General features: G+C 31.3%; 13 protein-coding genes and 1 pseudogene. All 14 read right to left on the reverse strand.

The window, feature by feature from the left end; translation table 11 throughout:
* Positions 1-39: 39 nt before the first annotated feature.
* Complete coding sequence (dapG, locus tag G9F71_RS15670) at positions 40-1,230, reverse strand: aspartate kinase (protein ID WP_164950194.1); 1,191 nt, start codon at positions 1,228-1,230, stop codon at positions 40-42.
* A gap of 15 nt (positions 1,231-1,245) precedes the next feature.
* Positions 1,246-1,521: a YlmC/YmxH family sporulation protein gene (locus G9F71_RS15675; protein WP_124999106.1), complete on the reverse strand. Its 276-nt coding sequence runs from the start codon at positions 1,519-1,521 to the stop codon at positions 1,246-1,248.
* A gap of 136 nt (positions 1,522-1,657) precedes the next feature.
* Positions 1,658-2,932 (reverse strand): M16 family metallopeptidase, encoded by a 1,275-nt coding sequence (locus tag G9F71_RS15680; protein WP_164950193.1) that lies wholly within the window; start codon positions 2,930-2,932, stop codon positions 1,658-1,660.
* A gap of 91 nt (positions 2,933-3,023) precedes the next feature.
* On the reverse strand, positions 3,024-5,135 hold the full coding sequence (locus G9F71_RS15685) for a polyribonucleotide nucleotidyltransferase (protein ID WP_164950192.1): 2,112 nt from the start codon (positions 5,133-5,135) through the stop codon (positions 3,024-3,026).
* A gap of 110 nt (positions 5,136-5,245) precedes the next feature.
* Complete coding sequence (rpsO, locus tag G9F71_RS15690) at positions 5,246-5,509, reverse strand: 30S ribosomal protein S15 (protein ID WP_124999100.1); 264 nt, start codon at positions 5,507-5,509, stop codon at positions 5,246-5,248.
* 138 nt (positions 5,510-5,647) lie between these two features.
* The gene (locus G9F71_RS15695) at positions 5,648-6,565 is read right to left on the reverse strand and encodes a bifunctional riboflavin kinase/FAD synthetase (RefSeq protein ID WP_164950191.1); all 918 of its coding nucleotides are present in this window, start codon (positions 6,563-6,565) and stop codon (positions 5,648-5,650) included.
* 13 nt (positions 6,566-6,578) lie between these two features.
* Positions 6,579-7,448, reverse strand: a complete 870-nt coding sequence (gene truB / locus G9F71_RS15700; RefSeq protein ID WP_164950190.1) for a tRNA pseudouridine(55) synthase TruB — start codon at positions 7,446-7,448, stop codon at positions 6,579-6,581.
* Positions 7,445-8,407 (reverse strand): DHH family phosphoesterase, encoded by a 963-nt coding sequence (locus G9F71_RS15705; protein ID WP_164950189.1) that lies wholly within the window; start codon positions 8,405-8,407, stop codon positions 7,445-7,447. Before G9F71_RS15705 ends, truB begins: the two co-directional genes overlap by 4 nt.
* A gap of 73 nt (positions 8,408-8,480) precedes the next feature.
* Positions 8,481-8,837: pseudogene (rbfA, locus tag G9F71_RS15710) on the reverse strand (30S ribosome-binding factor RbfA); the annotation flags it as partial.
* A gap of 21 nt (positions 8,838-8,858) precedes the next feature.
* Positions 8,859-10,931, reverse strand: coding sequence for a translation initiation factor IF-2 (gene infB, locus G9F71_RS15715; RefSeq protein WP_164950187.1), 2,073 nt, complete (start codon positions 10,929-10,931; stop codon positions 8,859-8,861).
* Between the two features lie 23 nt (positions 10,932-10,954).
* Positions 10,955-11,266, reverse strand: a complete 312-nt coding sequence (locus G9F71_RS15720; RefSeq protein WP_124999088.1) for a ribosomal L7Ae/L30e/S12e/Gadd45 family protein — start codon at positions 11,264-11,266, stop codon at positions 10,955-10,957.
* A gap of 1 nt (position 11,267) precedes the next feature.
* A complete protein-coding gene (gene rnpM, locus G9F71_RS15725) occupies positions 11,268-11,543 on the reverse strand; it encodes an RNase P modulator RnpM (protein ID WP_124999086.1) in 276 nt (91 codons plus the stop codon).
* 11 nt (positions 11,544-11,554) lie between these two features.
* Entirely contained in the window at positions 11,555-12,661 is a 1,107-nt protein-coding gene (gene nusA / locus G9F71_RS15730; RefSeq protein WP_164950186.1) for a transcription termination factor NusA, read from the reverse strand.
* A gap of 13 nt (positions 12,662-12,674) precedes the next feature.
* The gene (gene rimP / locus G9F71_RS15735) at positions 12,675-13,136 is read right to left on the reverse strand and encodes a ribosome maturation factor RimP (protein WP_164950185.1); all 462 of its coding nucleotides are present in this window, start codon (positions 13,134-13,136) and stop codon (positions 12,675-12,677) included.
* Positions 13,137-13,185 lie beyond the last annotated feature (49 nt).

A 13,185-nucleotide genomic window follows, 5' to 3' on the forward strand; every position in this document is an offset into this window, starting at 1 on the left:
ATCTTTATTTTGTGCATTAAGAGAAACTATATACATTTATTATCCTAATTTAAATTCCCTGTGCAAGGCATTAATTGCACCTTCAACATATTCTGTTTCTACAAGACACCATATAGTCATATGTGAATCTGCTGTTTGCAACACTTCAATTTTTTCTCTAGTTAACGCTTTAAGTATCCTAGCCATAACACCTGGTATACCTCTCATTTTTGAACCTATAATTGAAATTTTACTACAATCCTTCACAAAAGAACAAACCAGATTAATTTCTTTTATTAAATTTTGAAATTTAATAAAGTCTTTTTCATCAATAGTAAATATTTTCTCTTTAGGGAAAACATTTATAAGATCTATGCTTATAAGGTTTTCAGCTAAGATATCAAAGAGATCCTCGTAACTAGAATCTGAATTTTTACATATTTTTATTTGAACTCTATTATTCATATGTGTAATACCTGTAATTATACTTTCATAGCCTTCATTTCCTAAATTACTAATTACCGTCCCATCACAATTATTCATAGTGTTCTTTATTACGAGTGGTATATTATATTTTCTAGATATCTCCACTGCTCTTGGGTGTATCACCTTGGCTCCTTGATCTGCAAATTGAAAAATTTCATCATAACTTATTTTCTTTATTAAAGTCGCTTCAGAAACTATTCGTGGATCTGCTGTCATAATACCATCTACATCAGTGTATATTTGAGTCTCTACTGCATTAAGTGCCGCTCCGAGTATTGCAGCAGTAACATCACTTCCACCTCTACCTATAGTTGTAATATAGTTATTTTCATCCTTACCTTGAAATCCTGCTACTACAGGAATTTTCCCCTTTTGCAGTATGCTAAGTATTTGTTTTGTATCCACGTTAAGTATTGCTGCATTGTTATAATTGCAATCTGTAATTATACCTGCTTGTCCTCCAGTTAAGGGCACAGCATCAATACCTTTACTATTTAATTCATTACACATTATTACAGTACTTATAGTTTCCCCACAACTCATTAGCAAATCTAGTGCTAATGGATTTGCTACTTTAAAATTATCATCTATAAGTGATAGCAGAGTATCTGTAGCGTAAGGATCTCCTTTTCGTCCCATGGCAGATACTACTACCACAGGAAAATAACCTTCTTCCTTTGCTTTCAATACTTTACACACTACAAGCTTTCTCTTTTCCTGCGTTGAAACAGATGTGCCTCCAAACTTTTGCACTAATATTTTCATTTATGGCCTCCAAAGTTAAATATGAGATTTTTTTAAAAATTCATTATCAACATCAATTATTATAGTTCTTGAGCCTATTTTTTTTACATATTCCCAAGGTACCTCAATAATATCATTATTTTTGAAAAAACTAAATTTAGAACTACCCTCATTAATAATTAAAAATTTCAGAAGGCCATTCTCATCAATAACCACATCATTGCTACCTAAATTGCTATATTTATCACCATCATTAATATTGATAATTTCATATCTTTCCATTTCACTGTATAATTTTATATTATCTTCCATATAAGCTCCCTCCTTACCAATTCTCTGAGGGGCATGAAAATAAATAACAAATACCTTTTATTTATTTTCATGCCCCTAAAATACTATGGAATATATTGTGGAGTTATGCATAATTTCTATATTATCATAAATAAATTTACTTATCCATAGAAATAATATTTCCTTTAAATAGCTTATTTAGCATTTCTCTTTCTTTACCTACATATGCAGAATTTATTATACCCTTTTTAAAAGTCTTTTCCATAACAGAGTTTACACGTGACATATCTATCTCATTTATTTTTCTAAGTACGTCTTTAGGAGTATTAATTTTATTCAAAAACATAACAGATTTGCCATTGCTAAACATTCTACTGCTGGTGCTTTCAAGCCCTAGAATATAGCTACCCTTTAACTGCTCTTTAGCCTTTAGTAATCTTTCATTATCAATTCCTGATTTTGCAAATTTTCTAACCTCTTCTTTTATTGCATCAATAGCAACTTCTGCATGTAATGGATTTAGCCCCGCATAAATGCTTACAATCCCAGTGTTTTTAAAGGCTGATATGTAAGAATAAATTGAGTAACATAGTCCTAATTCTTCACGAATTTTTTGAAATAACATTGAGGAGGCTCCTCCTCCTAATATATTACTTAGTAATATTAGAGTATATGTGTCCTCATTTCCAATTTCCACTCCAGGCATTCCTAGACTTATGTGAAGTTGTTCAATATCTTTTTTTCTAAAATAATGGTGATTTAGAAGCTCCGGACTACTATATTTAGTAATATTTTTATTTTTAGTATGCCATTTTCCAAAATATTTTTCTAGAAGCTTTTCTATATTTTTCATGTCAAATTTACCAGAAATTGATATAACTGAATTTTCTGGTATATAATATGAATCAATGTAATCTAACATTATTTTTCTATTAAAAGATTTTACAGTTTCCATGGTTCCCAAAATAGGTAAAGATATAGAATCCTTATTCCAAATTGCCTTTGTGTGTAAATCTATTAATACATCCTCTGGTGAATCTTCACTCATATTTATTTCTTCGAAAATTACACCTTTTTCTTTTTCAATTTCCTCTTCTGAAAAATTACTATTAAAAAGCATATCTGACAGAATATCCAATGACAATTCTAAATGTGTATCTAAAGCTTTTATGTAATAACATGTAGCTTCTTTTCCTGTAAATGCATTTATTTGACCACCAACGTCTTCAATAGCTTCGGCAATTTGTTTTGCAGTCCTACCAGTTGTTCCTTTAAAAAGCATATGCTCAATAAAATGTGATATTCCACTGCTACTTGCATTTTCATTTCTTGAACCATTTTCTATCCATAGCCCTACGCTTACAGAATTTACATATTCTATGTTTTCAACTACAACTCTTAACCCGTTATTTAACTTAAATAAATTATACATATGCGCCTCTCCTTAATGAGAATTTATATTTAATATGTGCATATTAGTGTTTTTTTATTAAAAAAAATAAAAAGGCATCTAAGCCCTTCTATTATTCAGCATCTTTTTTTTCAGTTTCACTATCTTTAATAGCATCTCTTCTTGAAAGATTTACTCTTCCTTGATTATCTATTTCCATTACTTTTACTAATATTTCATCGCCCACTGAAACGATATCTTCTACTTTATTTACTCTAGCAAAATCAAGTTTAGATATATGCACTAATCCTTCTTTATTAGGAAGTATTTCAACAAATGCTCCAAAAGCAGCAATTTTTGTTACTTTTCCTAAATATATTTCGCCTACCTTAACTGATTTAGTTAAATCTTCAATGATTTTTACTGCTCTATTTGCACAAACACTATCACTAGACATAATTACAACTTTTCCATCATCATAAGTGTCAATTTTAACACCGGTTTCTGCTATAATTTTCTTTATCATTTTTCCACCAGGTCCAATTATGTCTCTAATCTTATCAGGTGCTATGTTTAGTGTGTAAATTCTAGGAGCATATATTGATATTTCACTTCTTTCTCCTGAAATACATTGATTCATTTTCTCTAATATATGAAGTCTAGCAACTTTGGCATCATTAATTGCAGTTTTAATGCAATAATTAGACAAGCCATGAAGCTTTGTATCAACTTGTATAGCTGTAATACCTAGCTCAGTTCCAGCTACTTTAAAGTCCATGTCACCAAAGAAATCTTCTATACCTTGAATATCGGTCAATACTTTTTCTTTAGTTAAATCAGCATTTGTAATAAGTCCCATTGCAATACCTGCAGCAGGTCTCTTAAGTGGAACCCCAGCATCTAGTAGTGCTAAAATACTTGCACTTACACTTGCTTGTGATGTTGAACCATTAGAACTTAACACTTCTGATACCACACGAATAGCATATGGGAAATCTTCTACAGATGGTAAAAGTGGTTCTACTGCTTTTTCTGCTAGTGCACCATGACCAATTTCACGTCTTCCAGGTCCACGCATTGGTTTAACTTCTCCTACGCTATAAGCTGGAAAATTATAATGATGCATGTATCTTTTAGAATCTTCATTTCCTATTCCATCTAAATTCTGAGCTTCACCTAATGCTCCAAGTGTTGCAACACCCATTACTTGAGTAAGCCCTCTTGTAAAGAGACCTGTTCCATGAGTTCTAGGAAGTATTCCTACTTCGCAACTTATTGGCCTAACTTGATCAAAAGCTCTTCCATCTGGTCTTCTATCTTCATTTAGCATCATATTTCTAACTATTTCTTTTTGGATGCTATATGCAACTTCACCTATATCAGATTTTTTATCTGCGTATTTTTCATTAAATTCAAGGCTTATTTTTTGTTTTATTTCATCTACCATTTTATTTCTCTCATCTTTATCCATTATGTACATTGCTGTCTTAAACATATCAAATGAGAAATCTCTAACTTCACTTTGGAGAGTTTCATCTATTTTACTTATTTGAGGAATGATTTTTTCTTTTCCAAACTTAGCCACAGCTTCTTCTTGGAAAGCTACAATTTTTTTACATGCTTCAAAAGCAAAATCAATTGCATTTATCATTACATCTTCTGGTATTTCATTTCCACTAGCTTCTATCATTGTTACATTGTCTTTTGTTGCACAAACTGTAAGATTCATAGAACTAGCATTTCTCTCTTCTACAGTAGGACTCAATATGAACTTATCGTCAACAAGGCCCACTGAAACCGTTGCAACAGCATCAGTAAAAGGTATACTTGATATACATAATGCCATTGATGCTGCATTCATAGCAAGTATCTCAGGTGAATTATCTTGTTCAACTGATAATACAGTACAAACAATTTGCACATCGTTTTTATATCCTTTAGGAAATAATGGTCTAAGTGGCCTATCAATACCTCTTGCTGTTAAAATTGCTCTTTCTGATGGTCTTGCTTCTCTCTTTATGAACCCACCAGGAATCTTACCAACGGCATAAAGTCTTTCTTCATATTCTACACTTAGTGGAAAGAAATCAATACCTTCCTTTGGTTTTTCTGATGCATTTGCATTAACCATAACTACTGTTTCGCCATAGCTCATGAATATTGAACAGTTTGAAAGCATTCCAACCTTACCATATTCAACTTTAAGAGTTCTACCTGCAACAGTAGTTTCTATAACATGAATCATATATTTGCCTCCCTTCAATTTTTACTAATATTATTAGCTAATATATGTGTTTTTAAAATCTAATTTTATTACTATTACTTAAAATAATAGAGCGGCTAAGCCGCTCTTAATTACTTTCTTAGTCCAAGCTCTGCAAGAATTGCACGATATCTTTCAATATCCTGGTTCTTTAAGTAACCTAACATACCTTTTCTTTGTCCAACCATCATTAATAGACCTCTTCTTGAATGGTGGTCTTTTTTATGAATTTTTAAGTGTTCAGTTAACTCTAAAATTCTTTCAGTAAGTAGTGCGATTTGCACCTCTGGAGAACCTGTGTCTCCTTCATGTCTCGCATGTTTAGTCATTATTTCTTGTTTTGTAGCTTTTTGCATTTTACAACACCTCCGAATATAATCCCCATATTCCAAGTACACCGTTAGCAATTCGGTGAACTTAGCATAAGGTTCAAATCAATTATAACAAACTAAAATTAAATTGTAAATTAGTTTTTATATCTTAATGATATTTTTCTACTTTTTTTGCTTAATAGCGTATTCTTTATCCTTTATAAGCTGTTGTCTTAATTCCTCAACGGTATCAAATTTAACTTCATCTCTTATCCTATTTACAAAGTTAATTTTAACCTTTTCACCATAGATTTGTTTATCAAAATTCAAAATATAGGTTTCTACTGATAGTTTTCCACCTTCTACAGTAGGATTATACCCTATATTTGTTATAGCTTTATAAATATTATTATCATACTGGGCTAAAGTATAGTATACCCCTCCCTTAGGAATGATATATTGCTTATTGTAATTTAAATTTACAGTTGGAAATCCAATAGTTCTTCCAAGTTGTTTCCCTTTAATTACTTCACCAGTAATAGAATGCGGTCTTCCTAAAAGTTCATTTGCTTTAATGATATTCCCCTCAGCTATAAGATGGCGTATATTTGAACTACTTACAACCTCATTGTTATTACTAATAGCTTCACAAACATATAGCTTATAGCCTAGTATACTACTGTACTTTTGAAGCATTTCTACATCGCCTAAATTTTTATATCCAAATCTATAATTAAAACCAACAACTATTCCCTTTGTATTATAGAAATTCACCATGTCTTTTATGAACTGCTCTGGAGTTATCTTCATAAAATCTTTATCAAAACTAACTAAATTAACAATATCAATACCTGTTCCCTCTAATAATTTTATTTTGGTGTCATTATCCATTATTAGCTGTGGACAAATTTCTTTGTTGATAACAGACAATGGATGATTTTTAAAAGTACAAATCATACTTTTAGCATTATTCTCTTTTGATAATTCCACCGCTTTATTTACAAGATGCATATGTCCTAAATGGAGTCCATCAAAACTTCCCAGTGCAATGTATGTTGGATATTCAAGTTTAGTTTTAAAATTATCTTTTATAATTACCATCTTTAATATACTCCTATATAAATGATTTTATAAGCCTAACACCATCATTTCCTTTATCCGCAATCCCAATAAAGTCGTTGTCATTATTATAGATACTATACATTTTTTCGCTTTCAAACTTAGAAGCTAAAGCTTTATCTTTTACTACAACACCATTTAATAAGAACTTAACAAATCTATCCTCTATGGTGATTTTAGTATTATTTTTAAAAATACTTTCTATAGGCATAATATGTCCATTTATATTTTCTTCATTTAAATCATTAATATTTATAGCATCTTCAATGTGAAATTGCCCTGTAGCTGTTCTTTGCAAGTTCCACATCATTCCACCACATTTTAATAATTCTCCAATATCATAACATAGACTTCTAATATATGTACCCTTAGAGCATTTTACCCTAAAGTTCACGTAAGGTATTTTAATAGAACTAATTTCTATGTCATAAATTGTTATAGCTCTTGCTTCTCTCTCTATTTCTATCCCAGCCCTTGCCAGTTCATAAAGTTTTTTTCCATTAACCTTTAAAGCTGAGTACATAGGAGGCACTTGTTTTATTTCTCCTATAAATGAATTAATCGCCCGTGTAATTTCATCTTCACTCAAATTGACCTCACACTCATGTAGAATTTTACCTTCTCTATCATAAGTATCTGTAATAACGCCTAACTTAAGTTCAGTTTCATAAATTTTAAAGTCCGCCATTATATAGTCAATAGCTTTTGTTGCCTTTCCTATACAAACAGGTAAAACCCCGCTAGCCTCTGGGTCTAGAGTGCCAGCGTGGCCTACTTTTTTTATATGACTGATTTTTTTTATTATGCGAACTACATCAAAAGAGGTCATTCCTGTAGGTTTAAATACATTTAATATACCATTCATTTTATCAACTCTTTTTCTATAATTTCCAGCAATTTCACTTTAGTGTCATGGAAATCCCCTTCTGTGAAAAAACCTGAAGCTCTAATATGTCCGCCACCGTTAAAACTTTCAGCAACTTTGCTAACATCTACTAGTGATTTAGATCTTAAACTCACTTTAACACCATTTTCAGCATCTTTTATAAGAATAGTAACTTCAACCGTATCTATGGAAGCACCAAAAGCAATAACATCTGATGTATCTTCGGAAACGGTCTCATATTTTTCAAGCATGTTTTTAGATATATACATAATACACACCTTAGCATTGAGTTCTGAAGTCATACTATTAATAACTTCTCCATAGAATTTTATTTTTTCAAATTTCTTGTTTTCAAAAATCATTCTATGGATGTTACTAAACTCTATACCTGTATTAATAAGTTCACCTGCTATATTATGAGTTACTGCTGTGGTGCTGGAATGCCTAAAGGATCCCGTATCTGTAAGTAGTGAAGTGTACAAGCATGTGCTTATTTCTTTGTCTATTTCTATATGAAGAAGTTTAAGCACTTCATACACAATTTCTCCAACTGCAGAAGCGCTTGTATCAACAAAATTTAAATCTCCATATAAATCATTAGATAAATGGTGATCCATATTAATTAATTCAAAATTCTTATTTTGCATACATAAATTTGCATTAATTCTTTTAAAATCACCACAATCTAACACTATAACACACTCTGTATTCTTTAATGGCTCAATTGTTTCACCATTAATTTCATTTGAGCATGGTAAAAACTGAAAAGTTTGTGGTATAATTTCTTTTGAAATTATATATACTTCCTTTTTTAATTTTCTAAGTCCAATAAGTAAAGCGAGCGCACTACCTAAGGAATCACCATCTGGTGAAGTATGAAAAGTTATAGCAATTTTTTTGAATAGCTTTATTCTATCAATAATATCATTAATTTTCATCGCTATCTTCGTTACTTATATCTTCTTCATTCATATCCTCATCATCTATATCTTCATCGCTTATGTTTTCTTCATCAATTTTTTCTTTTGCCTTTATTTGATGAAAAATACTTTCTAAATGTATTGCACGTTCTATAGTTTCATCTACCTCTATGATAACTTGAGGAACATGTCTTAGCTTAACATGAGCCCCTATTTCTTTTCTCATAAGTCCAGTTGAACTTTTAAGCGCTTGAATTGTTTCTTTTTTAGAAGCTTCGCTACCAAATATACTAACATAAATCTTTGTATATGTTAGGTCTTTTGTTGTATCTACTTTTGTTACACTTACCATAGCACTTTTTCTTGGATCTTTTATTTTGTTTTGAATTGTATTGCTTACTTCTTTTTTTATTTCTTCGTTTATTCTACCATTTCTATAATTAACCATACAACCCACCACTCCTTATACTTATAATTTTGGTTTTACTTCTTCCATTATGAATGCTTCGATAATGTCGCTTTCTTTAAGATCATTGAATTTTTCTACACTTAATCCACATTCATATCCAGCAGCAACCTCTTTTGCATCATCTTTAAATCTCTTCAATGAAGCTAGTGTTGATTCAGTTATTACTATTCCATTTCTAAGCACACGTACACTACTATTTCTTGTAATCTTACCAGTTAATACATAAGACCCAGCTATTGTTCCTACATTTGAAACTTTGTATATTTGTCTTATTTCAACTCTACCTAGAACAACTTCTTTATATACAGGATCGAGCATTCCAACCATTGCAGCTTTTATATCATCAAGAGCATCGTAAATCACTCTATAAGTTTTAATTTCTACCTTTTCTTTTTCACCAACTATTGCAGCATTATTATCTGGTCTTACATTAAACCCTATAATTATTGCATTTGAAGCTGCTGCAAGTGTAACGTCTGTTTCTGTAATAGCTCCAACTCCAGAATGTATAACTCTTACTTTAACATTATCAGTAGATAATTTTTCTAGGGATTGACGTACAGCTTCTACAGATCCTTGAACATCAGCTTTTACAATAACACCAAGTTCCTTAACAGATCCTTCTTGTATTTGACTATATAGATTTTCCATAGAAACTCTATTACTAGATTGAAAATGTTCTTCTCTTGATTTTGATTTTCTAGTTTCAGCCATATTTCTTGCAGTTTTCTCATCTTTAACTACATTAAATCTATCTCCAGCTTCTGGCACTTCAGATAATCCAAGTATTTCTACTGGTATAGAAGGTCCTGCAGTTTTTATTTTGTTACCCTTATCATCAAACATCGCTCTTATTCTTCCGTAAGTTGAACCAACTATTATAGAATCACCAGTGCTTAATGTACCATTCTGTATTAATAGTGTAGCAAGTGGTCCTCTACCTTTATCAAGTTTTGCTTCTATTACAGTTCCTTTTGCACGTCTGTTAGGGTTTGCTTTGAGTTCTAACATTTCAGCTGTAATAAGTACCATTTCAAGTAGTGTATCTATACCCTCTTTAGTATGAGCTGATACTGGAACACAAATTGTATCTCCACCCCAATCTTCTGCTACAAGTCCATACTCTGTCAATTCTTGCTTAACTTTATCAACATTAGCTCCTGGTCTATCTATCTTGTTTATAGCTACTATCATTGGTACCTTAGCAGCCTTACAGTGATTTATAGCTTCTGCAGTTTGTGGCATAATACCATCATCTGCAGCTACAACAAGTATAACTATATCTGTTATTTGAGCACCTCTGGCTCTCATTGCTGTGAACGCTTCATGACCAGGTGTATCTAAAAATGTAATTTTTTCTCCATTAATATTAACAGTATAGGCACCAATATGTTGTGTAATTCCGCCTGCTTCTGTTTCAGTTACCTTAGCTTTTCTAATACAGTCAAGTAATGATGTCTTACCATGATCAACGTGACCCATAACTGTTACAACAGCTGGTTTTTTTGCTATTGCTAAATCAGCTTCGACTTCTTCAACTTCTTCATCATCAGCAATTTTGCCTTCTTCTGCATCTTTGAGTACTGCAAGTGCGCCATATTTTTCTATTACTTTTTCAGCTGTAGCAAAATCAATTTCTTGATTCATTCCAGCCATAACGCCTATGAAAATAAGTTGTTTTATTACTTCAACATAAGGTCTCTTTAGCGTGTCAGCTAAGTCTTTAACTGTAATAGAAGCTTCAATTACTACAACCTCATCATCTATTGCCTCAACACCATTGTTACCATTTCCAAGTTCATCTCTACCTTTTCTACCTCTTTTTCTAATAACGACTTTGTTAGCATCTTCATTAGCTATATTTTCATAATGCTCTACTGTTTCATTTTTTTCATCTTTAAGTCCTGAATTTTCGTCATTATAAAGTTCCTTTATTAATTCAGCATCTTCTTCCTCAATTACACTCATATGATTCTTGGCTTTTATACTAAACTCTTCGAATAGTACATTAATTAATTCTTTACTTGACACCTCTAACTCTTTTGCTAATTCATATATTCTGACTTTTGCCAAATCATTCACCCCCGAAATTTAATTTATTCATTACTTTCATTCCATAAGCTAAGTAGCTTATCGCTCATTCTTTTATCACTTACGCACAAAACATTAATTTCTGCTCTTCCTAGACAATTTCCTAGGACCTCATTGGATACTCCTTCTATAAGGGGTATATTATTTTTAATACTAAATCTTTTAAATTTATCTTTAGTATTTGTGGCGCTTTCCTGAGACATTATTATAAGGGTTCCTCTCCTATGTGATAGTGCTTCTTCACATTGGTTGTAACCTTCAATAAGTTTGCCGGCTTTCTTAGTCAAACCCAAAAATTGAAAAAATTTATTGTTCATGCTATACCTCACCTTCAGGATTTATTTGTTCCTTCAGTGTTCCATAAATTTCTTCACTTATTTTTCCACCTAAATTTCGCTCTAATCTTTTTGTCTTAAAAGATTTTTCAAAGCACTCTATACTTTTACAAATATATGCACCTCTGCCTGGCTTTTTCCCAATTAAATCTATAGAAATTTCGCCTTCTTTACTACGAACTATACGTAATAACTCTTTTTTACATTTCATTTCCATACAACCTGTACACATGCGCTGAGGTATTTTTTTAACTTTCATAAAGCCATCACCTACTCTTCAGTAATTGTCTGGATTACTTCATTTTCAATAGTTCCGATTGTTTCCATCTGATATTGTGCTTGGGTTCTACTTTTAATGTCAATTTTCCAACCTGTAAGTCTTGCTGCCAATCTAACATTTTGGCCTTCTTTTCCTATAGCCAGGGATAATTGATTATCTTCCACTATAACCTTTGCAGATTTAGAAGCTTCTTCAACTACTACATTCAATACCTTTGCTGGACTTAAGGCATTCGAAATATATTCTTCAGATTTTTTGCTCCACTTAATAATATCAATTTTTTCATTTCTTAATTCATTAACTATATTTTGAACTCTAATACCTTTTGGTCCAACACAAGCTCCCATAGCATCAACATTTTCATCATTTGAATATACTGCGATTTTAGTTCTTGAACCTGCTTCTCTTGAAATACTTTTTATTTCAACAACTCCACCAAAAACTTCTGGCACTTCCAGTTCAAATAAACGTTTTACAAGACCTGGATGAGTTCTTGATACTCCTACTTGAGCACCTTTAGTAGTATTTTTAACCTCAACAATATATAGTTTTAGTTTTTCATTGAAATTATATTCCTCACCAGGCATTTGCTCACTGGCTCCAAGCACAGCTTCAATTTTACCCAAATCTATAAATACATTTCCTCTATCTTTCCTTATAACACTTCCTGTAATAATATCAAATTCTTTGGTAATAAATTCATTGTAAATTATATTTCTTTCGGCTTCTTTAATTCTCTGAATAACAACTTGTTTTGCAGATTGTGCAGCTATTCTTCCGAATTTTCTTGGAGTTACTTCAATATCAACGATATCATCAATTTGATATCTAGGGCTATATTCTTTAGCTTCTTCGAGTGATATTTCATTAACTTCTTCAATCACTTCTTCTACAACTACCTTTTGACCATAAACATGTATTTCGCCTGTTTCTCTATTCATTGATACTTTTACATTTTGGCTATTGCTGGACAAAGTAGCATAATTTTTTTTATATGCTGCAACTAATGCATCTTCAATAGTTTGAAAAAGTAAATCTTCACTGATTCCCTTTTGATCTACAATTTCTCTCAATGCTTCAATAAATTCCTGATTCATTTTAACATCCTCCTTACAGCACTGGTTTCAAATTCACAATGGAAATCTTTTCTTTAGGAATAGATATATTATTCCCATCATATTGAATTTCTATTTGTATATCAGAAAATCCTAATAAATTGCCCTCAAGTTTTTTCTTGCCCTCATATAGACTATTTAAATTAACTAGTACATTCTCACCAATGTATTTTTTCAGATGATTATCATCATATAAAGTTCTCTCAATTCCTGGAGAGGATACTTCTAAACAGTAACTATCAGTTATTGGGTCTTCTACATCTAATATCTCGCTTGTGGCTCTGCTGACCTTTTCACAATCTTCTAAAGATATTCCATTATCACTATCTATATAAATTCTCAGAAAATTTTCTCCTGCTTCTTTTACATACTCTATATGATATAATTCAACATTATTTTTTTCTGCTATTGGCTCAGTTATTTTTCTAAGTTTTTGTATCAAGGTATCATTTTTCATTTTAACACCCTCCTTTTATTAATATTTTCTACAATTATTAACATAATTA

Source organism: Clostridium sp. FP2, assembly GCF_011065955.2.
GTDB classification, from domain to species: Bacteria; Bacillota; Clostridia; order Clostridiales; family Clostridiaceae; genus Clostridium_AD; species Clostridium_AD tagluense.